Source organism: Brooklawnia propionicigenes (genome assembly GCF_030297015.1).
In the GTDB taxonomy this organism is placed as follows: Bacteria; Actinomycetota; Actinomycetes; order Propionibacteriales; family Propionibacteriaceae; genus Brooklawnia; species Brooklawnia propionicigenes.
This window is the reverse complement of record NZ_AP028056.1, coordinates 1,312,575-1,333,946: the sequence shown is the minus strand read 5'-3', so window position 1 is coordinate 1,333,946 and position 21,372 is coordinate 1,312,575. Positions and strand designations below refer to the sequence as shown.

Sequence of the window (21,372 nt, the reverse complement as noted above, 5' to 3'; positions counted from 1 at the left end):
CTCAGATGTGCTCTTCGACCCAGCGCTCGATCGCATCCGAGTCGACGTAGTCGTGGGTGTTCACCGCGGGAATGGTCTCGAAGCGCCACTGGCGTGGGGCGTGGGCTGAGACGAACTCGCGGGCCTTCTCGGCCGAACCGAACGGATCGTCTTCGTTCTGCACCACCGTCACGGGCGGCAGCTTCGGCAGGTAGCCGACCGCCTCCGGATCGTTCTCGAAGGCCTCCAGCGGCAGTCCGAGGAAGACCTCGCCTGCGGGCTGGATCAGCCGGCGTCCGATAGCCAGGGTCGCGATCACGGTGCCGATCGATTTTGCGACCACCACGGGCCGATCGAGCGGGCCGGCCAGCTCGGCCGCCGCGCTCACCTCGGCCTCAATGTCGATGACTCGCGTACCGGCGAGCCAGTTCGCATAGACGAGCCGGGCGACATGATGACCGTGCGATTCCAGCGCTTCGGCAAGAGCGCGCGACCACTCGAGATGCCTCGGGCTCTGCCCGCCGAGCAGAAGAATGTCCATAGGCAAAAAGATAGTTCTTGGGTCGGGTGATCTCCCAGCCTGGCAGGGCAGGCTCAGGTCTGCGAACGGCAACAGGTTGCGTGACGGGCTTGCGCATATACCCCTGGGGGGTAGGGTGGGCCCCGTGAGTACGGACGAATGCAGCATGCACGGGCACCATCACGGCTATCTCGACGACAAAGACGCCTATCTCTCGCGGTTGCGCCGCATCGAGGGACAGGTGCGCGGCATCGCCCGGATGGTCGAGGAGGAGAAGTACTGCATCGATATCCTCACGCAGATCTCGGCGGCCACCAGCGCCCTGCAATCGGTGGCACTGGGCCTGCTCGACGGCCATCTGAACTCCTGTGTCCTCGACGCCGCCAAACAGGGCGACGACGCGGCCAAGGAGAAGCTCGATGAGGCCAGCAATGCCATCGCCCGGCTCGTCCGCTCCTGAAGCACCCGTCATACCGCAAGCGCGGACAGCGCAGCAGAAATGAAACCGAGAGGAATCCATCACATGATCACGAACTACGTCGTCACCGGCATGACCTGCGGCCACTGCGTCAACCACGTCACCGAAGAGGTCTCGGCCATCCCCGGCGTCACCGAGGTCAAGGTCGAGCAGGCCGGCCCCATGACCGTCAGCAGCGATACCGCCATCGATTTCGGCACGATCGAAGAGGCCGTCGCCGAAGCCGGAGACTACAAGGTGGCGCTGGCCTGATGACATTGGGGACGACAGACGGCGCACCCACCAGCCTGGAATCGCCGGCACGTCAGATCATCGAACTCGACGTGCAGGGCATGACCTGCGCGTCGTGTGCGGCGCGTATCGAGAAGAAGCTGAGCAAGCTTGACGGAGTGCAGGCGAGTGTCAACTACGCAACCGAGAAAGCCCATGTGGTGGCTCCCGCCGGGCTGACCGCCGATGATCTGATCGCTACCGTGCAGGCTGCCGGATACGATGCCGCTCTGCCGGTCCCCGAAGCCAAGCCGCGCGATCGGGCGGCCGAGATCAAGCGCCGCCTGATCGTCTCGGCCACGCTGGCGGTGCCGGTCATCGCGATGGCGATGATCCCGCCGCTGCAATTCCCCGGATGGCAGTGGGTCAGCCTGGCGCTGGCCACCCCGGTGGTCACCTGGGCAGCCTGGCCGTTCCACCGCTCGACACTGGTGAACCTGCGCCACGGCGCTGCCACCATGGACACCCTGATCAGCCTGGGCACCAGCGCCGCCTATCTGTGGTCGCTGGTCGCGTTGATCTTCGGCAACGCCGGCATGATCGGCATGACCCACCGCTGGACGCTCAGCCTGTCGCACGACCACCAGCTGACCTCGATCTACTTCGAGGCCGCCGTCGGCATCATCACGTTCATCCTGCTCGGCCGCTACATCGAGGCCCGCTCACGTCAGGACGCCAGCTCCGCGCTGCGCGCCCTGGCCGAGGTCGGGGCCAAGTCGGTCACCGTCTTGCGCGGTGGCGCAGAAGTCACCGTCCCGATCGAGAAACTCGTGGTGGACGACGAGTTCGTGGTGCGTCCGGGCGAGAAGATCGCCACCGATGGAGTGGTGGTCAGCGGGGACTCGGCGATCGACAACTCGGTCATCACCGGCGAGTCACTGCCGGTCGATGTCCATCCGGGCAGTGCCGTGGTGGGCGCCTCGGTCAACACCACCGGACGATTGGTCGTACGGGCCACCGCGGTCGGTGCCGACACCCAGCTCGCCCAGATCGCCCACCTGGTCGAACTGGCCCAGGCCGGGAAGTCCCGCTCCCAAGCGCTGGCCGACAAGATCTCGGGGGTCTTCGTCCCGATCGTCATTGCGCTGGCGCTGATCACGCTGGTGGTCTGGCTGGTCCTGGGCGAATCCGCCACCTTCGCGGTGACCGCCGCCGTGTCGGTGCTGATCATCAGCTGCCCCTGTGCGCTCGGCCTGGCCACCCCGACTGCCCTGCTGGCAGGATCACTGCGCGGCTCCCAGCTGGGCATCCTCATCCGCGGTCCCGAAGCCCTGGAGGAGGCGCACCGCATCCAGGTCATCGCGTTGGACAAGACCGGCACCATCACCGCCGGCCAGATGAGCCTCGATTCCGTCGTCCCGGCCCCCGGAGCCGACGCCGATGAGGTGCTCAAGCTCGCGGCGACGCTGGAATCCGCGTCCGAACACCCGATCGCGCGGGCCATCGTGAAGGCGAGCCATGCCACCACCGAGCAGCTGGAGGATTTCAGCAACATCCCCGGCCGTGGCGTGCGGGCCAGGGTGCACGGCCGGCCGGCCGCCGCCGGCAATGCCGCGCTGATGTCGGATCAGGGCTGGGCGATTCCGGACGAACTGAGTCAGGCCGCCGCCGATGCCGCCAAGCGCGGCGCCAGCACCGTGTTCGTCGGCCGGGCGGGCACGGTCACCGGCCTGGTCGCCGTGACCGACAAGATCGATCCCAATGCCGCCGCGGCGGTGGGCGCCCTGCACGAGCTGGGACTACGCACCGTCATGGTCACCGGCGACAACCAGGCGGCCGCCGAATACGTTGCCGCGCAGGTGGGTCTCGACGGTGTCCGTGCCGACGTGCTGCCCGGTGACAAGTTCAACGTGGTGACCGAACTGCAGGCCGGCGGTACCGTACCGGTGGCCATGGTCGGTGACGGCGTGAACGATGCGGCAGCGCTGAGCCAGGCCGATCTGGGGATCGCCATGGGCTCGGGCACCGACGCCGCGATCGCCGCCTCTGACCTGACACTGATGCGCCACGATCTGATGCTGGCCGTCGACGCCATCAGACTGTCGCGGCGAACCTTGAACACCATCCGGGGCAACCTGTTCTGGGCGTTCATCTACAACGTCTGCGCGATCCCGATCGCCGCACTCGGCTACCTGAACCCGATGTTCGCCGGCGCAGCGATGGCCTTCAGCTCAGTCTTCGTCGTCACGAACAGCCTGAGGCTGCGCACCTGGAGCCCCAAGCACTGAGCAGACCGTTGGCCGACCGGCGCCGCGATGGCCGGCCGGCAAAGCAAAGCGAGCGTCCGTCAGACTCAGCTGACGGACGCTCGCTTGCTGTTGCGAGAGAATCCTTACTGCGCGTACGTCCGCTTGGCTCGTTCCAGGCCGGAGACATAGCCGGAACGCGCGTACTCGGCGGCGTCCGCGTCGACCGGCACCGCGAGCATGCCGCGGGTCTGCTGCAACGTCAACTGACGGCGGTTCAGCCACGAGGTCACCCCGTCGACCAGCTGACCCGCGTACGAGGGCCCATTGCGCACCAGGGCAGCCGTCGTCATGACGACATCAGCACCGGCCAGCAGATACTTCACGATGTCTTGAGTGGTCTGGACGCCGGTGGTCGCGGCCAGCGAGGCGTTGACGCGTCCGAACAGCGTCGAAATCCAGCTGCGCGGCAGTTTCGCCTCGTCGGGATTCGACAGCTCGAACCCGGAGACCACCGTGAGCTGGTTGAGATCGATGTCGGGCTGCAGGAAGCGGTTGAACAACACCAGCGCGTCCGCGCCGGCCTCGTCCAGGCGCCGGGCCATCTCGCCGAAGCTGGAGAAGTAGGGGCTCAGCTTCACCGCAACCGGGACGCTGACCTTCGACTTCACATCGGTCACGATCTCCACATAGCGGTCCTCGACCGAACGCCCGGTGGTGGTCAGATCACCTGGCACGTAGTAGATGTTCAACTCGATGCCGGCTGCCCCGGCATCGGCCAGCTGACGTGCGGTATTGGACCACTCGCCCTTGGTCGAGCCGTTGAGGCTGGCGATCAGGGGCACGTCGATCACCGGCGCCGCCTGCTCGATCAGCTTCAGATAGGTGTGAGTCAATCCCGATTCGTCGCTCGGCTCGATCGGGAAGTACGTGAGCGCCTCCGCGAAGCTCTCCGTCGACTGATCCAGCAGCTCGGCCTCGCGGGCCGACTCATGGCGGATCTGCTCCTCGAACAGCGAGTACATGACGATCGCCCCGACGCCGCCCTCGGACAGCGCCTTGATACCGTCCAGGCTCTGGCTCAGCGGGCCGGCCGAAGCCACCAGGGGATTGCGCAGCGACAGGCCCATGTACTGCGTCCGCAGATCGGTGGCCCGGTCGCGCCCGGAGGGCTCGTCCTCGACGAGCAGGGATCCGGCCGGAGCCAGCTGGTCGGTGGCGTTGCTGCCCATTGCCGACTTCTGGCGGGCGGATTCCGCCGCAGCTTGCAGGGCTTCAGGGTCGAACTCGACCATGTCAGGCCTCCTTGTCCTGGGTGACGGCAGCCTTCGCGCGGGCGTCGGCGCTGAACATGTCGGCCGGGCGGCCGGCCAGCTGCTCGTACTCGGCGTAGCGGCGCAACACGTGCTGCTGACTGATCTCGAGCAGCCGCTCGGCCTCCTCCGGATTCGACCGGGTCAGCATCTTGAACCGCAGTTCACCGGTGCGGTACTCCTTCAAGGAGATCCGCGGACGTGGCGAGTCGAGCAGGAACGGGTTCTGGCCTTCGTCGCGCAGCACCGGGTTGAACCGCATCAGCGGCCAGTGCCCGCAAGCCACCGCCTTGTACTGCTGCTCCAGGCCCTTGCGCATGTCGATGCCGTGGCTGATGCAGTGGCTGTAGGCGATGATCAGGCTCGGACCGTCGTAGGCCTCGGCCTCGCGGAACGCCTTCAGCGTCTGCTGCGGATCGGCGCCCAGCGCCACCCGGGCCACGTAGACGTGACCGTAGGCGACGGCTTGCATCGCGAGATCCTTCTTGTTGGTCGTCTTGCCGCCGGTGGCGAACTTGGCGACCGCACCCAGCGGTGTCGACTTGGACGCCTGGCCGCCGGTGTTCGAGTACACCTCGGTATCCATCACCAAGATGTTCACGTTTCGTCCGGACGCCAGCACATGATCGAGGCCGGCCGAGCCGATGTCGTAGGCCCAGCCGTCGCCACCGATGATCCACACCGAGCGGCGCATCAGGTGATCGGCGACCGAACGCAGATCGTCGACCAGCGGCCCGGACAGCTGATCGAGCTTGGCGTAGAGATCCTGCATCCGGCGGTACTGAATCCGCAGCTCGTGCATCGTCTCCTGGGGGCCGCTCAGCAATCCGTCCACCAGGGCGTCGTCGTCGATCTCGGCGCGCAGCTGCTCCAGCCGCTGCTTGGCCAGGGCCGTGTGCAGGTCGGCCGCCAGCCGCATGCCGAGACCGAACTCGGCGTTGTCCTCGAACAGGGAGTTCGACCAGGCGGGTCCGCGTCCCTCGTCGTTCTTGGCCCATGGGGTGGTCGGCAGGTTGCCGCCGTAGATGGACGAGCAGCCGGTGGCGTTGGCGATCTGCAGCCGGTCACCGAACAGCTGGGTGAGCAGCTTCAGATACGGTGTCTCGCCACAACCCGAGCAGGCGCCCGAGAACTCGAACAGCGGGGTCAGGAACTGCACACCACGCACCGACGAGTAGTTGACCTTGCTGCGGCGCGGCCGGGGGATCGACTCGAAGAACTCCACATTCTGGCGCTGCTTGCTGCGTTCCAGCACCGGAGCCAGGTTGATGGCCTTGCGTTGCGGCTGGCCGATCGGCGACACCGGGCAGGCTTCCACGCACAGGCCGCAACCGGTGCAGTCCTCCGCGTAGACCTGCAGCGTGTACCGCGAATCGGGCAGACCGGCCGCATCCAGCGGAGCCGAATCGAAGCCGGCAGGCGCACCGGCCAGACTGGCCGTCGGGTAGTGCTTGGCGCGCAGCACCGCGTGCGGGCAGACGAACGAGCAGTTCCCGCACTGGATGCAGGTCTCGGGATCCCAGACCGCGATGATGTCGGAGATGTTCCGCTTCTCGTACTTGGTGGTGCCGCTGGGGAAGGAACCGTCCACCGGAAGTTTGCTGACCGGCAGCGTGTCACCCTTGTCGATCAGCATGGTCGCGGTGACGTCCTGAACGAAATCGGGAGCCGACGCAGGCACCGGGGCCAGGTAGCCGTGATCGCTGGTGACCTCGCGGGGCACCTCGATCTTGTGCAGGTGCGCCACGGCCTCATCGACGGCGACATGGTTCTTGCGGACGATCTCCATCGACTTACGTGAGTAGGTCTTCGTGATGGAGTGCTTGATGCGCTCGATTGCCACATCGGAGGGCAGCACGCCCGAGATCGCGAAGTAGCAGGTCTGCAGAACGGTGTTGGTGCGTCCACCCAGGCCGGCGGTGCGAGCCACCTCATTGGCGTTGATCGCATACAGCGCGATGTCGTAGTCGATGATCTTGGCCTGCATCGGCGCCGGCAGATGGTCCCAGACCTGGTCGGCCTCGAACGGGCTGTTGATCAGCAGGGTCGTGCCGCTGATCCGCTCGCCGTCCTGGTTGTAGATGGCTTTGCGCGCGAACTCCAGCACATCGATGCGTTCCAGGATCGACCAGTGGTGGCAGCCGATGAATGACGCCTTGTTCACCAGGTACGGCGCCTTGATCGGGTCGGGCCCGAAGCGCAGGTGGCTGGTGGTACGCGAACCGGATTTCTTCGAGTCGTAGACGAAGTAGCCCTGCGCGTAGGTGTCCTCATCGGAGCCGAGGATCTTGATGGTGTTCTTGTTGGCGCCGACGGTGCCGTCCGAACCCATGCCGTAGAAGACGGCGCGCTTGGTGAGCGGATCCTCCAGGTCGATCTGCGGGTCGTAGTCGAGCGACAGGCGGGTCACGTCGTCGTTGATGCCGACGGTGAAGCGCGGACGGGGCTTGTCCTTGGCCAGCTCGTCGAAGATCGCCGCGGCCATCGCCGGGGTGAAGTCCTTGCTCGACAGGCCGTAGCGCCCGCCGATGATGCGCGGCAGGCTCGCCCGGTTGCCCAGGCTGACCGCCTCGGCAAACGTGGCGGTGACGTCGAGATACAGCGGCTCACCGTTGGAGCCGGGCTCCTTGGTGCGATCGAGCACCGCGATCTTCTTGACGGTCTCGGGGATCGCTGCGAGCACCTCGTCGGCCGGGAAGGGCCGGTAGAGCCGGACGATCAGCACGCCGGTCTTCTGGCCGGCGGCGTTCAGGTAGCTGACCGCCTGCTGGACGACCTCGGCGCCTGAACCCATGATGACCGCGACCCGATCGGCGTCCGGAGCGCCGACGTAGTCGACCAGGTGATACTGGCGGCCGGTGAGCTTGGCGAAATCGTCCATGGCCTGCTGCACCAAACCGGGCGTGGCAAGGTAGAACGGGTTTGCGGATTCGCGTCCCTGGAAGTAGACGTCCGGGTTCTGCGCGGTGCCGCGGATGAACGGGTGCTCGGGGCTGAGCGCCCGACGGCGGTGCTCGCGCACCAACTCGTCGGGAATCATCGAGCGCAGATCGTCGTCGCTGAGCATCAGGCAGGTGTTCAGTTCATGGCTGGTGCGGAAGCCGTCGAAGAAGTGCATGAACGGCACCCGGGAATGCAAGGTGGCGTTCTGCGCGATCAGGGCGTTGTCGTGGCATTCCTGCACCGAGGCCGAGGCCAGCATCGCCCAGCCGGTCTGCCGGGCGGCCATCACGTCCTGGTGGTCGCCGAAGATCGACAGCCCCTGGGTGGCCAACGAACGCGCGGCGACGTGCATGACCGTGCTGGTCAGTTCGCCGGCGATCTTGAACATGTTCGGGATCATCAGCAGCAGGCCCTGGGACGCGGTGAACGTCGTCGACAGGGCACCGGCCTGGAGCGCACCGTGCATGGCGCCGGCGGCGCCACCCTCGGACTGCATCTCGATGACCGAGGGCACCTGGCCCCAGATGTTCTCACGATCGAAGGCCGACCATTCGTCCGCGAGTTCGGCCATCGGGGAACTCGGGGTGATCGGGTAGATGGAGCAGAGTTCATTGACCCGGAAAGCGACATCGGCCGCGGCAGTATTGCCGTCGACGATGGACCGCACGGCCGTCGGCTTGGCCTCCGGCTCGTCCCGGTCAAGATTGGCAATCGGGTCCTCGGCGCCGAGCATGTTCGGGTGGGGCGCGGGAATCTTGGCGTCAGCTGCTGTGGTAGTCATCACTTCTCCGCAATCATTTCGATGGCGTGTGCCGGACACTGGTCGTAACAGGTCGCACAACCCGTGCATTTCTCATAGTCAAAGCGGTACCGGTGGCCCTTGCCGAGCTTGATGACGGCATCTTCGGGGCAGGCGCCCAGGCAGCCGTCGCATTCGAAGCAGTTGCCGCAGCTCAGGCAGCGGCGGGCCTCGAAGTCGGCCTCGTCGGCGGTCAGGCCCTTGACGACCTCACCGAAATCGCTGACACGCTCATCGGGCGAGAGCTCGGACTGGATGCTGCGCGGGTGATCTCCGAAGTACCACAGGTGCAGATCGTCGAAGCCGACGACCGGGTGCTTGATGGTCGGCATCACCCGGCGCCGGTTCAGCCAGGCGTCGATCATCTTGGCGGCCTTCTTGCCGTGCCCGGTACCGACCGTCACGGTGCGCTCGGAGGGGACGGCGTCGCCACCGGCGAAGATGCCCGGGACGTCGGTCATCAAGGTGGCGGGGTCGACCTGGACGACATCGTCGGTGAAACGCAGTCCGGGGATGTTGCGCAGGAAGCCGGTATCGGCGATCTGGCCGACCGCCATGATGACGGTGTCGGCGGGCAGCTTCTCGAACCTGCCGGTGCCGTGCGGCTTGCCCCACTCGTCGAGTTCCATGACCTCGACCTCGATGTCCTCGGCGACCTCGTTGATCGTGCGCAGCCAGTGGACCTTGACACCCTCTTGCTCGGCCTCGGCGAGTTCGTCGGCGTGCGCGGGCATCTGCTCTTGGCTACGGCGGTAGATGATGACAGCCTCTTCGGCGCCCATCCGGCGGGCGACGCGGGCCGCGTCCATGGCGGTATTACCGCCGCCGTAGACGGCCACCCGGCGTCCGATCTTCGGCTTCTCGCCGGACGCGACATCGCGCAGGAAGTCGACCGCGTCGACCATCTTGCCGGCGTCCATGCTGGGGATCTCGACTCGCTTCGACAGGTGGGCACCGATCGCCACGAAGACCGCGTCGAAGTTGCCCTCGCGCTGTTCGACGAGCAGGTCCTTCACCGGGTGATTGAGGACGATCTTGACGCCGAGGTCTTCGACGCGCTTGATCTCGGCATCGACCACATCGCGCGGCAGCCGGTACTCGGGAATGCCGTAGCGCATCATGCCGCCCGGGAGTTCGCCGGCATCGTGTATCTCGACGTCGTGACCGACGCGCGCCAGGTGGTAGGCGGCCGACAGGCCGGAGGGGCCGGCGCCGATGACCAGGACGCGGTAGCCGGTGTTGTTGCGGGGCTTGTTGAACCGCCAGCCGTTCGCGATCGCCTCATCGCCGAGGTATCGCTCGACTGAGTGGATCGAGACCGACGAGTCGAGCTCACGCCGGTTGCAGGCCACCTCGCACGGGTGGTAGCAGACCCGGCCATGGATCGCCGGGAACGGATTGTCGCGGGTCAGCTGCCGCCACGCGGCTTCGGCTTCACCTTCCTTGATGAGCCGGAGCCACTCCTGAATGTTCTCGCCGGCCGGACATGCGTTGTTGCAGGGCGGCAGCAGATCGACATAGACGGGTCTGCGGGTACGCACCGCCCCAACACGTCCGGTGCCCTCGGCTAAGTCAGGTAGTTGGGTGATATCGAGTTGGCCATCAGTCGCCGTCATTGCAAAAACCCCTGCCTCGTTGATCGGCGGATGTGCGATCGACGGCACGGAACGATTTGCCCTTCCGCTCACCAGTTGCGACCGCGCACCTGTCACGAATGCGTCTTCGAGGTCACTTTACCCGGGGTTAAATGCCTAGTCCGGTAAGGGTATCCTTTGTTTGAGTTGGCTAGCGGCGGGCCCTGGCAACCGGGTTGCTGCACCGTGGGTCGGGACGGCTTCCGGGCAGGCTTCAGCCTCTTTTGTCACTGCCACCGCGGGGATTTGTCAGGAGTTGTCGGCGCTCAGTTTTCGGCGCTCAGTGCGATGGCGAGGCGGATCGCTCAGCCGCGGTCCCTCAGGGCTGCTTCGAGGCGTTCCACCTTTCCGGTCAGTTCACCGCTGTAACCGGGACGGATGTCGGCCTTGAGGACCAGCGACACGCGCGGCGCGAATTCGCCGACTCTATCGCAGGCACTCTTGATGACGGCCATGCACTCGTCCCAGCTGCCCTCGATGGTGGTGAACATCGAATCGGTGTGATTGGGCAGGCCCGAGGCGCGGATGACTTCGACGGCCGCGGCGACTGCGTCGTGAACGGCGCCGTCTTCGCCAGAAGTTGACGGAGTGATCGAGAAAGCTACCAGCATGCCTTCAGCCTAGGCCTGCTCCCGCAGCCGCGGGCCGCTGGCTGGCCGTCCGCATAAGCTTGCGGGCGTGCCCGAAGGTCATGTCATCCATCGTCTGAGCGAGGGGCTGTCGTCGCGATTCGGGCAGCGGAGGGTAGCGGTGGCCAGCCCGCAAGGGCGGTTCGCCGCTGCCGCCGAGCTGCTGGACGGCACCGGGCTGGTCGCGGCGGAGGCCGTCGGCAAGCACCTGCTGATCGATTTCGAGGGTGGCCGCACGGTGTGGATTCACCTGGGGCTGATCGGCAAGCTCCGCTTCGGGCCGGTTGAGGCGGTGCTGCCTCACCCACAGACCCTGCGGCTGCGGATCTCGGCCGATCAACAGGCCGCCGATCTGCGTGGACCGCAATGGTGCCGGCTGATCGATCCCGCCGAGCGGGCAGCCGTGGTGCAGTCATCGGGGCCCGATCCGCTGCGAGCCGACGCCGATCCGGAACGGGCCTGGCGCAAGGTGCAGGCCAGTGCCCGCCCGATCGCGGTGTTGTTGATGGATCAGAAGGTCTTCGCCGGAGTCGGCAACATCTTCCGCGCGGAGGTGCTGTTCCGCCACGGCATCGACCCCTTGCTGCCTGCGAAGGCACTGCCTCGTCCGGTCTTCGACTCGGTGTGGGCCGATCTGGTGGAGTTGATGCGCTACGCGGTCGCGTCCGGTCGTATCGACACCGTCGCCGATGCCCACCTGCCCGAGGCGATGGGACGCCCGCCCCGCGTGGATGCCCACGGCGGCGAGGTCTACGTCTACCGGCGGCTGGCCGAACCGTGTCTGGTGTGCGGGACTCCCGTCTCGGGGGCGACCTTGGCCGGACGCAACCTCTATTGGTGCCCGGCCTGCCAGCCGGCGGGTTGCGCCGGGCACGGCCTGGAGCTGTGAGGTGCCTGGTCGTCCCCCTCCGAGGGGGAGTCTTCGGATCGTGGGGCGGGGGCTCAGCCAGCGGCGAGAATGCGCGCCTTCTGGGCCTCGAATTCGGCATCGGTGAGGACGCCGGAGTCTCGCAGCTGGCCCAGCTGCGTCAGCTTGCTCAGCAGGTCGCCACTTTCGGCGGCAGGAGCAGCGGGTGCGGGGGGCGCGGCAGGAGCGGGCGCCTGTTGTGCGGCGGCCCGCTGGGCGGCCGCCTGATCTTCGGCGGCCCAGCGCTGTTGCTGCCTGCGGTGGGTGTTCCCGATCACTCGGGTGGCGACCGACGCCCGGGCGGCTGTACGGAGGATGCTCATCAGTTCTCCTGTTCGGACTCGGTGACCAGTGTGTCGAGTTCGGAGATGTCGACACCGCCGGTCCACAGTTCGCGTCCACCCTGTGCCTGCACCTGCGTGGCGAATCCAGCCAGACCGCGGTCCTCGTAGATGATGACGATGGCCAGCTCGCTGTCGCTGAGTTCGGCGCCCAGCGCGGCGAGGTCCTCGGCGTCGAGCAGGTCTGATTGCGCCCCGTCGAACTCCGAGAGATCAAAGCTGTCGCCGTGCTGCAGCACGGAGGTTGGTTGCCGCTCGGCGGCGCCGTGGGCGCCGAGGGCGAGGATTTCAAGGTCGAGCAACTCGATGGTGCCCGCGTCGATACGATCCAGGAGTCCTTGCAAGGCCGGTGCCGCATCGGCGTCGCGGGGCAGCACGAAGGCTGCATATCCGATCGGTCCAGCAAATGTCAGAGAAGCCACATCACAATTGTGTGGCTGCGCCGGCCGGTGGAGCAAGGATCGGACTCCTGGCCACCCGCTACGGGTTACCTACCTTTGTCGCCGACAGCGCCTGGCGCATGCCCGCGATGTCCAGCCAGTGCCCGAAGACCGGGCCATCGGGCTCCAAGAGCTTGGCTCGATCGAACGGAACCTGCACCGGGTCGAAGCCGATGTCATCGACCAGCTCGGCCACCGCCTGCCGCGCCGCGGGATCGTCGGACGCCACGGCGACAGCACGGCGTGGATGCACCCCGGCAGACCGGGCGTCCGAGGTGAAGTCGTGATAGCTGAGGTGGTTGAGCGACTTCACCAGGCGCATCCGCGGGTTCCGGCTGGCGAGCAGAGCGCTGGTCGACCCGTTCCAGTGATCGAGTTCGGGGACAGGGCCGTCCACCGCGGGCCAGTGGTTGGTGGGGTCGAGCACGACCTTGCCGTCCAGCAGCGAAAGGTCGAGGCGACACGCGATGCCGAACGGCACGGCGATCATCACGATGTCGGACTCCTTGGTGAGGTCGGGCAGGCGCACCAGCCTCGCGCCGGGCGAGGCCGCCGCCACCGCAGCTTGCACCTGCGCGGCGGGCGCCACGTCGTAGAAGAGCACCTGCCAGCCGGCGTCGGCGGCGGCTCGTCCGATGGTGGCGCCGAGTTTCCCAGCCCCGATGACTCCCAGAACCCTGCTCATAGTGGCGCCAACGCTACTCCAGGCGCTCCCGTTTCGGATGTGTGACCGCCGCCGCTCGAGCCGCCACCAACTTCCCGCGCCGGAAATCGGAGGTTGCGCCCGATATATCGGGCGCAACCTCCGATTCGGGGCGCGGGAACGGGGGTGGGCGCCAGCGCGGGGGCGTCAGCGGGGGAGGGCGGGGGAGACGGCCCAGCGGGTTAGGTCGATCACGCGTGCGCAGCGGGCCATCAGGTCCTGGTCGTGGGTGATCACCAGCAGCGCCGAATCCGACAGGGACGAGAACAGATCGTCCAGCAAGGCGTCGGCGGTCTCGCGGTCGAGATGCTCGGTTGGCTCGTCCAGGATCACCAGACTCGGACGCTCGCCGGCCACGAGCAGCCGCGCCAGCGCCACCCGCTGCGCCTCGCCGCCCGACAGGGTCGCGCCCTGCTCGCCGACCTCCCGCTGCGGGTCCAGCTGGAGTCCGGCCTGGTGCATCGCTTCGAGCACCTGATCATCGGTGGCGTCCTTGTTGCCGATCCGCACGTTCTCGGCCAGCGTGGTCGCGAAGATGTGCGCATTCTGCGCCAGGTAACCGACGCGACCCGGCACGCTCAGCTGCCCGGCCCGCGCGGGAATCAGCCCCATGATGGTGGCCGCGAGTGTCGTCTTGCCCAGTCCCGACGGGCCGACCAGGGCCACCGACTGCCCGGGCCCGACCGTCAGGTCGACGCCGGCGAGTAGCACCGAACCGTCCGGCCAGCCGACGCTGACCTCGTGCAGGACCAACTCCGACGTTGCAGATTCCTCACCGGGCACCCGGTCTCCCGAGCCGACGGGTTCGGCCCGCAGGACATCCAGCACCCGCGCCAGCGCCGCCCGCGAGCGGGTCAGCGTCTGGGCCGACTTGGTGAAGTCCGCGTAGACCTCGTGCAGGGCCAGCGGGACGAGCGCGAGGATCGCCAGATCGCGTCCGAGCATTGCCCCGCTTTCGACCGCCGGCGCCCCGATCGCCAGCGCGGCCAGCACCGCCAACCCGGTCGCCAGCATCTGCACGGCCTCGGCGACCCCGCGCGTCCAGGCACCATCGCGTTCGCTGGTGCGCAGCTGCGAGTCGATTGCGGCCAGCGCCGTCAACTCCCGGTCGGCCAGTCCGTAGGCCACCAGATCGGGTGCTCCGAGAGCCATCTCGCGCACCTTGTCGGCGAGCTCACCGCGCGCCGGGATCGCCCGTTCATCGGCCTGCCGCGACCAGCGCGCCGCCAGCCAGGGGACGATGATCCCGGCGAACACCGAGATCGCCAGCAGGACCAACGCGAAGGGCGGGTTGAAGATCGCCAGAATCGCGCTGGTGCCCAGGAAGACGACGGCTGCCGAGCAGAACGGCAGCACGACACGCACCACCAGATCGACGATGCCCTCGACGTCGGCGGTGATCCGCACCAGCAGGTCGCCGTAGCGCCGCCCCAGCAGCGTCGTGCGACTGAGCGAGGTATAGGTGAGTTCACGAAGTCCGCTCTGCATGCGCAGTGCCAGATCGTGGCCGGTCAACCGCTCGAGATAGCGGCCGACTCCGCGTCCGATACCGAAGAACCGCACCCCGACAGAGGCCGCCAGCAGATACAGCACCGGCGGATGCTCGGCCGCCCGGCTCAGCAGCCAGGCCGACACGCCCATCAGTGCCACCGAGCAGCCACTGGCGAAGATGGCCAGCAGCACCGAGACCGTCAGCCGAAGCCGGCCTCGCGGTTCACCGTTGAGCAGCCGGACGACCAGTGCCCAGACATCACGCATCGGTGCCATCGTCCACCCCCTCGTTGCCACCGACCGGAGCGGTCTGCTCACGATCGCCGCCGACCGAAACCATCTCGTCGGCCAGCCTGAGCAACGCCTCACGGTGGCTGACCACGACCACGCCGACCCCGGCCGCGCGGACGGCCGCGACCGCCTGCGCTTCGGTGGCCTGATCCAGGCCGGCCGTCGGCTCGTCCAGGACGAGCAGCTGCGCGCCGCCGAACTCGATACGCAGCAGCGCCCGGGCGAGGGCCACCCTGCGTCGCTCACCGGCCGACAATCCCTCGCCATCATCGGCAATCGGCCGGTCCAACGCCAGCTCCTCGCCACCGGCACGGTCCAGAGCCTCACGGATCTGCGCCTTCGTCGCCCCCGGATAGCCGAGAAGCACATTGGAGGCGATGGTCCCGCGCAGCATTCCCGGGTTCTGCCCGACCCAGGCGATCTGCCGCCGCCAGGCGTCGAGGTCGACTTCGCTCAGATCGGCATCGCCGACGCGAACCGACCCGCTGGTCGGTCGAACGAACCCCATCAGCACATTCAGGGCGGTCGATTTGCCGGCGCCCGAGCGTCCGACCAGGGCCAGCACATCACCGGGGCGCATGGTGAACGACAGGTTGTCCAACGATGCCCGGTCGGTGCCCGGATAGCGCACGCTCACCCGGTCGAAGACGATCTCGGTGGCACCCGGCGCGGGCGGGGTCACCGGCTGCGCCTGCGGGGTCTCGGCGGCCTCGATGATGCGCAGGACGGCATCGGCTGCCGCCGTGCCGTCGGCCGAATCATGAAAGTGAACGCCGACCAGCCTGACCGGTAGGTAGGCCTCCGGGGCCAGCACCAGGATGAACAGCGCGGTCGTCAGGTCCAGGTCGCCGGCCACCACCCGGAAACCGACGGTGACCGCGACCAGAGCTACCGACAACGTCGCCAGCAGTTCCAGCACTCCGCCGGACAGGAAGGCGATCCGCAGGGTCTTCATGGTCTCGATCCGCGAGCGCTGCTCGGTGATCCTCAGCCCCTTGAGCTGGCTGCGGGCGCGTCCGAAGACCTGCAGGGTGGGCAGCCCGGTGACCAGATCGGCGAAATGGTTGGCCAACCGGTTCTGGTACTTCAATCGCCGGTTGACCTGTTCGCGGGTGGTGATGCCGATCAACGCCATGAACAGCGGGATCAGCGGCAGTGTGACTGCGATGATCAGTGCCGATTCACCGTCTTGGCCTGCAACCACGGCAAGAATCAGCAGCGGGATGAAGGCGGCCATCACCAGCTGCGGAAGGTACTTCGAGAAGTACCCGTCGAGCGCATCGAGGCCCTGGGTGGCCAGGTGAATCAGGGTGCTGGACGGGGTCGAGGCGTCCAGCGGGTTGGTCAGCCGGGCCGCCATCAGATCGGCACGCAGCTGTGATTTCACGGACGCGGAAGCCCGGTGAGCAAGCCAGGGATTCAGCCAGCTGAGTCCCGCGCGGACGACGAAGACCGCGGCCAGCGCCGCGAGGTAGGCGCCGAAGCCCGGCAGCGGACCGGGAAAGACCGTGGACCCGGAACCGAAGACGCCCGCCACGGCGTGGGCGATCAGCCACGCCTGTACGATGATGCAGCAGGCGTTGGCGATGCCGGTCAGCACGACGGCGACCAGGAAACCCCTGGTCGCCGTCGCACGCTTGACAAGACGCGGATCGAGAGGTGGCGCCAAGATCAGCCCTTCGCGGCCTGAGCCTTGGCCAGCTTCGCCGAGCCGGGCTCAGGCGGCATATTCGCCACGGACAGGCGGCGGCGGAAGACGTGGTAGCTCCAGATCGTGTAGGCGAGCACGATCGGCACGCCCACCAGGGCCGCGAAGCTCATCAGCCGCAACGTGGCCGGCGAGCTGGCCGCGATCCACATGTCGAAATTCGTCCCGGCAGTGGGCGCGAAGCCCAGCGTCCCGAACATCTTGATGAAGATGGTGACGAACAACAAGATGATCGCAACCCCGGTGCCCAGGAACGCAAGATTCTCGCGCCGCTGAACTCCCGACTCGCTGTGCATCAGAACCGCGAAGCCGGCAGCGGCCACCGCCAGCAGACCGGTGACCCACATCGCGATCGAGGCTCCGGAACCGAGATTGTGGTTATTGGCCGCCGGGTACAGCACGTTTCCGAAGATGACGAAGGTGGCGAGCAGCACGACTGCGATCGGGCCCAGCAGCTTGATCACGCCGTTGGCCTTGGTGCGCACCGAGCCGGCAGTCTTGAGGCAGAGGAAGACCGCGCCGTGCACCATGAACAAGATCACGAGCATCACGCCGCCGAGCAGCGCGAACGGGCTGAACAGGCTCCAGAATCCGCCGCTCATCAGAGGTGGCTGCCCGTCGACCGGGATGCCCTTCCACATGTTGGCGAAGCCGATACCGAAGACCAGCGGGACGATCAGTGAGCCGACCGTCGAGCAGGTGTCAAAGGTGTCGCGCCAGTTGTCGTCCGGCATCAGGGCGCGGTACTCGAACGAGACCCCGCGGACGATCAGCCCCAGCAGGACCAGCAGCAGCGGCACGTAGAGTCCGCTGAACAAGGTCGAATACCACCCCGGGAAGGCGGCGAACATCGCGCCGCCGGCGGTGAGCAGCCAGACCTCGTTGCCGTCCCAGGTCGGGCCGATCGTGTTGATCATGACGCGACGTTCGGTCGGATCCTTACCGATGACCGGGTAGAGCATCGCCACCCCGAAATCGAAACCCTCGAGGAAGAAGAAGCCGATCCACAGCACCGCCACCAGGAGGAACCACAAGATGATCAGTTGGTCGTGCGACATGGTGAGTAATCTCCTCTAACTCAGTAGGCGAACGACATGGGCTGGTCGGTGTCCTTGGACACCTCGGGTGGGGTCACGTCAGGCAGACCCTTGGCGATATAGGTGAAGAAGAGCTTCAGCACCAGTACCGCGATAATGCCGTAGACCAAGGTGAAGGCGGTCATGCTGAAGATCACCTGGCCGGCGCTGACGGTGGGCGAGTTGGCCGTCCAGGTGGGCAGCACCCCGTAGACGATCCATGGCTGGCGGCCCATCTCGGTCAGGATCCACCCGAAGGAGTTGGCGAACAGCGGCATGAACGGCAACGCGCCCATCGTGTACTGCCAGATCTTGTTGGTGGGTGGGTAGTGGCCCTTGCGGGTGAACCACAAGATCAGCACGCCGATCAGCATGGCCAAGGTGCCCAAGCCGATCATCAACCGGAAGCTGTAGAACGCGATCATCACATTCGGTACCGGATCGACGCTCAGCTGGGCCAGTTGACTGGAGAACTCTTCTTGCAGCTGGGTCCGGTTGCCGTTGACATCTCGGATGCCATCGGCCAGGTACTGCTCAGTCAGGTCATTGATGCCCATGACCTCGGCATTGGGGTCATTGAAGGCCAGGATGCTCAACGCATAGGGAACTTCGAAGCTCCACACCTCGGTGACCCGGGTGATGCCCTGGTTGTCGCGCTCTTGGGTGTAGATGCCGACGATCGCGAATCCTGCGCCCTGGGTGGTGTCGAGCAGGCCCTCGGACGCCGCCAGCTTCATCGGCTGCAGCTCGGCCTCGATCTGCGCCTGTGCATGGCCGGTGCCGAATACGGCAAGGGCTGCCACGATCATCACCCAGGCGCCCATCCGCGACGACTTGCGCCAGGCCTCGTCATCGGGATGAACGGTGCCCTCGGGTGCGTCGCGGTGGTTCTTGGCGAGCTTCCAGCAGCCGACCCCGGCCAGCAGGCCACCGGCGACCATGAAGGACGCGGCGATCTGGTGCGGGAAGGTGACCAGGAAGAACGGATTGGTGAACAGCGCGGTGAAATCGGCCAGCTCGGCGCGCCCGTTGCGGTAGGTGGCGCCGACCGGGTTCTGCATGAAGGTGTTCGCGGCCAGGATGAAGATCGCCGAGATGGTGCTACCCAGCGCGACCAGGTACATGCACAGGTTGTGCAGGACGCGCGGCAGCCGGTCCCAGCCGAAGATCCACAGACCGATGAACGTCGACTCCAAGAAGAAGGCGACCAGGGCTTCGAGAGCCAGCGGCGCGCCGAAGATATCGCCGACGAAGCGGGAGTACTCCGACCAGTTCATACCGAACTGGAACTCCTGCACGATGCCGGTGACCACGCCCGCCGCGAAGTTGATGAGGAAAAGCTTCGAGAAAAACTTGGTGAGGCGCAACCATTGATCGTCTCCAGTGCGCAGCCATCGGGTCTGCAGAATCGCGACCATCCAGCTGGTCCCGATGGTCATTGGCACGAAGAAGAAGTGGTAGACAGTGGTGATCCCGAACTGCCAACGCGCGAGTACCTGTGCGTCCATGCCGCGAACTTACACCCAAGTCAGGGCATGATCATAGTTTTTGGGAACCCCGGTGGTGTCTGTTTCACCCCAAGGTGATATAAGGGGCCTTCTTGTGCAACTGGCAAGTTCTCTAATTGAACCCTGTTAAGGGCCTCGGATTGAACGGTGTTAAAGTGATCCCGTTCTTTTCCCGAAAGGTCACCGCGCATGAGCAGTCAACCGTCCCAGCCCGCCCGCGATCTTGCCCTGATCGCCGTCTTCGCGGGTGTCACCGCGGCACTCGGCCTCATCCCGCCGCTGTATGTTCCGATCTCGCCGGTGCCGATCACCGCGCAATCGCTTGGCCCGATGCTGGCCGGGGCGATCCTGGGCGGACGCCGCGGCGCATTCTCGCAGCTGTTGTTCCTCGCGCTGGTGGCTCTGGGTCTTCCGCTGCTGTCGGGCGGCCGGGGAGGCCTCGGCGTCTTCTTCGGTCCCTCGTGGGGCTTCATCGTGGGGTTCGTGGTCTGCGCCTGGTTCGTCGGCTGGGCCACCTACCGGGTGGGTGCCCCGTACTCGGTGTGGAAGGGACTGATCATCACCGTGATCGGCGGCCTGGTGATCATGTATGCCCTGGGCATCCCCGGCCTGATGATCTCCGGCAAGCTGACCTTCTCGCAGGCGCTGATCGGCAACCTGCCGTATCTGCCCGGCGACCTGACCAAAGTCGTCCTCGCCACGTTGGTCGCGAAGGGTGTTCACACCGCCGTGCCGGGCATGTTGCCCTGGCATTCGGAGACCGCCGAGCAGCCCGCGGCCGACTCCGTCTCCGCCGAAGCAGCGCCGGCGAGTGGCCAGCAGGCCTGAGTACGCTGACACGTTGTGGTGCATATAGAAGTCGATCACGTCGGCCACCGCTACGGTCAGGGGCCGCTGTCGCGTCAGGTACTCGACGACATCAACGCTGACCTGGTCGAACAGCGGATCGGCGTGGTCGGGCACAACGGCTCGGGCAAGTCGACCTTCGTCCGGATGCTCAACGCGCTTCTCATCCCCAGCCAGGGCAGGATCCGGGTCAACGGCCTGGACACCGCGGCCTCGGCCGCCAAGGTCCGTAAGCTCGCCGGTTTTCTGTTCACCGATCCGGATACCCAGATCATCATGCCGACGGTGGCCGAGGACGTCGCCTTCGGGCTGCGCAAATCCGGGCTGAGCAAGCCGGAGATCTCCGCCCGGGTGGACGAACTGCTCGCCCACTTCGGGCTGAGCGGCCACCGCGACCACCCGGCCCACCTGCTGTCGGGCGGGCAGAAGCAGTTGCTCGCGCTGGCCTCGGTGCTGATCACCTCACCCCAGCTGATCATCATGGACGAGCCGACCACGCTGCTCGATCTACGCAACGCCAAGATGATCGGACGAGTGATCCGCGAACTGCCGCAGACCGTGGTGCTGGCCACCCATCACCTGTATCTGCTGGAGGACTTCGATCGGGTGCTGGTCTTCGATTCGGGGCATCTGGTGGCCGACGCCGCGCCCGCCGAGGCGCTGGCGCACTACCGCAAGCTGATGGACGCCTGATGGCGATCGGCATCAACACCCTCGGGCTCTACCGTCAGGGCTCCTCGGTCGTGCACCGCGCCCCGGCCTGGGTAAAACTGCTCGGACTGGTGGTTCTGGGCGTCTGCTCGATCTGGGTGCAGTCGCGCTGGTGGCTGGTGCTGGCAGTGCTGGTCGTGGTGCTGCTGGGCTACCTGGCGGCGGGATTCCCGGTCGGCCTGATGCTCAAGCAGCTTCGTCCGATGATCTGGCTGCTGGTCTTCATCACCGCCATGAACTGGTGGTCATTCGGCTGGCAACGTGCGATAGCCGTGCCGGGAACGATCGCCATCCTGGTCGCAGCGGCCGGTCTGATCACGCTGACCACGCCGATGAGCGGGCTCATCGAGGCTGCGGTCAGAGCCGTGGGGCCGCTGCGCAGGTTCGGGGTTGACCCCGAACGTGTCGGCCTCACCCTGATGCTGGGTATCCGATGCGTGCCGGTGGTCGCGGGGCTGGCTCGTGAGGTGCGGGAGGCGCAGATCGCCCGTGCCGCCACCCACAGCGTCCGGGCATTCGCGGTGCCGTTGCTGGTGCGCGCGCTGCGCGATGCCGATGCGATCGGTGATGCCCTGGCGGCGCGGGGCTTCGACGACTGA

At 66.5% G+C, this 21,372-nt stretch carries 19 protein-coding genes; 7 read left to right on the top strand and 12 right to left on the bottom strand.

Annotation, left to right across the window (positions count from 1 at the left end; translation table 11 throughout):
• Position 1: 1 nt before the first annotated feature.
• On the bottom strand, positions 2–520 hold the full coding sequence (locus QUE25_RS05995; protein WP_286268235.1) for a hypothetical protein: 519 nt from the start codon (positions 518–520) through the stop codon (positions 2–4).
• Positions 521–665: 145 nt separating this feature from the next.
• Here QUE25_RS05995 and QUE25_RS05990 point away from each other — a divergent pair, with 145 nt between their 5' ends.
• The 3 genes from QUE25_RS05990 (at position 666) to QUE25_RS05980 (ending at position 3,475) form a co-directional block, all read left to right on the top strand.
• Positions 666–959: a metal-sensitive transcriptional regulator gene (locus tag QUE25_RS05990; protein WP_286268505.1), complete on the top strand. Its 294-nt coding sequence runs from the start codon at positions 666–668 to the stop codon at positions 957–959.
• Positions 960–1,022: 63 nt separating this feature from the next.
• Positions 1,023–1,229, top strand: coding sequence for a heavy-metal-associated domain-containing protein (locus tag QUE25_RS05985; RefSeq protein WP_286268234.1), 207 nt, complete (start codon positions 1,023–1,025; stop codon positions 1,227–1,229).
• A complete protein-coding gene (locus QUE25_RS05980) occupies positions 1,226–3,475 on the top strand; it encodes a heavy metal translocating P-type ATPase (RefSeq protein WP_425332761.1) in 2,250 nt (749 codons plus the stop codon). Before QUE25_RS05985 ends, QUE25_RS05980 begins: the two co-directional genes overlap by 4 nt.
• Positions 3,476–3,579: 104 nt before the next feature.
• On the opposite strand, the gene QUE25_RS05975 is transcribed toward QUE25_RS05980, so the two are convergent.
• From QUE25_RS05975 to QUE25_RS05960, 4 genes are all read right to left on the bottom strand, one after another.
• On the bottom strand, positions 3,580–4,728 hold the full coding sequence (locus QUE25_RS05975; RefSeq protein ID WP_286268232.1) for a dihydroorotate dehydrogenase-like protein: 1,149 nt from the start codon (positions 4,726–4,728) through the stop codon (positions 3,580–3,582).
• A gap of 1 nt (position 4,729) precedes the next feature.
• Complete coding sequence (gene nifJ, locus QUE25_RS05970; RefSeq protein ID WP_286268504.1) at positions 4,730–8,422, bottom strand: pyruvate:ferredoxin (flavodoxin) oxidoreductase; 3,693 nt, start codon at positions 8,420–8,422, stop codon at positions 4,730–4,732.
• A 47-nt stretch (positions 8,423–8,469) separates the two neighbouring features.
• On the bottom strand, positions 8,470–10,104 hold the full coding sequence (locus QUE25_RS05965) for an NAD(P)-binding protein (RefSeq protein WP_286268231.1): 1,635 nt from the start codon (positions 10,102–10,104) through the stop codon (positions 8,470–8,472).
• A 323-nt stretch (positions 10,105–10,427) separates the two neighbouring features.
• Positions 10,428–10,733 (bottom strand): thiamine-binding protein, encoded by a 306-nt coding sequence (locus QUE25_RS05960; RefSeq protein ID WP_286268230.1) that lies wholly within the window; start codon positions 10,731–10,733, stop codon positions 10,428–10,430.
• Positions 10,734–10,800: 67 nt separating this feature from the next.
• On the opposite strand from QUE25_RS05960, the gene QUE25_RS05955 reads away from it, so the two are divergent.
• The gene (locus tag QUE25_RS05955) at positions 10,801–11,640 is read left to right on the top strand and encodes an Fpg/Nei family DNA glycosylase (protein ID WP_286268229.1); all 840 of its coding nucleotides are present in this window, start codon (positions 10,801–10,803) and stop codon (positions 11,638–11,640) included.
• A gap of 53 nt (positions 11,641–11,693) precedes the next feature.
• Here the strand turns inward: QUE25_RS05955 and QUE25_RS05950 are convergent, their stop codons facing one another.
• From QUE25_RS05950 to QUE25_RS05920, 7 genes are all read right to left on the bottom strand, one after another.
• On the bottom strand, positions 11,694–11,981 hold the full coding sequence (locus tag QUE25_RS05950) for an SHOCT domain-containing protein (protein ID WP_286268228.1): 288 nt from the start codon (positions 11,979–11,981) through the stop codon (positions 11,694–11,696).
• Positions 11,981–12,421, bottom strand: coding sequence for a hypothetical protein (locus QUE25_RS05945; protein ID WP_286268227.1), 441 nt, complete (start codon positions 12,419–12,421; stop codon positions 11,981–11,983). Before QUE25_RS05945 ends, QUE25_RS05950 begins: the two co-directional genes overlap by 1 nt.
• 58 nt (positions 12,422–12,479) lie before the next feature.
• Entirely contained in the window at positions 12,480–13,124 is a 645-nt protein-coding gene (locus tag QUE25_RS05940; RefSeq protein ID WP_286268226.1) for an NADPH-dependent F420 reductase, read from the bottom strand.
• A gap of 165 nt (positions 13,125–13,289) precedes the next feature.
• The gene (cydC, locus tag QUE25_RS05935; protein WP_286268503.1) at positions 13,290–14,900 is read right to left on the bottom strand and encodes a thiol reductant ABC exporter subunit CydC; all 1,611 of its coding nucleotides are present in this window, start codon (positions 14,898–14,900) and stop codon (positions 13,290–13,292) included.
• A complete protein-coding gene (gene cydD / locus QUE25_RS05930; RefSeq protein ID WP_286268502.1) occupies positions 14,893–16,536 on the bottom strand; it encodes a thiol reductant ABC exporter subunit CydD in 1,644 nt (547 codons plus the stop codon). Before cydD ends, cydC begins: the two co-directional genes overlap by 8 nt.
• A 59-nt stretch (positions 16,537–16,595) precedes the next feature.
• Positions 16,596–17,690 carry a cytochrome d ubiquinol oxidase subunit II gene (gene cydB, locus QUE25_RS05925; RefSeq protein WP_286268225.1) on the bottom strand — a complete coding sequence of 365 codons (1,095 nt, stop codon included), beginning with the start codon at positions 17,688–17,690 and terminating at the stop codon, positions 16,596–16,598.
• A 20-nt stretch (positions 17,691–17,710) separates the two neighbouring features.
• A complete protein-coding gene (locus QUE25_RS05920) occupies positions 17,711–19,216 on the bottom strand; it encodes a cytochrome ubiquinol oxidase subunit I (protein WP_286268224.1) in 1,506 nt (501 codons plus the stop codon).
• A gap of 189 nt (positions 19,217–19,405) precedes the next feature.
• Between QUE25_RS05920 and QUE25_RS05915 the strand changes: the two genes are divergently transcribed.
• From QUE25_RS05915 to QUE25_RS05905, 3 genes are read left to right on the top strand one after another with little or no spacing between them, the layout of a single operon-like run.
• Positions 19,406–20,044, top strand: a complete 639-nt coding sequence (locus tag QUE25_RS05915) for a biotin transporter BioY (protein ID WP_286268223.1) — start codon at positions 19,406–19,408, stop codon at positions 20,042–20,044.
• A 15-nt stretch (positions 20,045–20,059) separates the two neighbouring features.
• Positions 20,060–20,755, top strand: coding sequence for an energy-coupling factor ABC transporter ATP-binding protein (locus QUE25_RS05910; RefSeq protein WP_286268222.1), 696 nt, complete (start codon positions 20,060–20,062; stop codon positions 20,753–20,755).
• Complete coding sequence (locus QUE25_RS05905; protein WP_286268221.1) at positions 20,755–21,372, top strand: energy-coupling factor transporter transmembrane component T family protein; 618 nt, start codon at positions 20,755–20,757, stop codon at positions 21,370–21,372. Before QUE25_RS05910 ends, QUE25_RS05905 begins: the two co-directional genes overlap by 1 nt.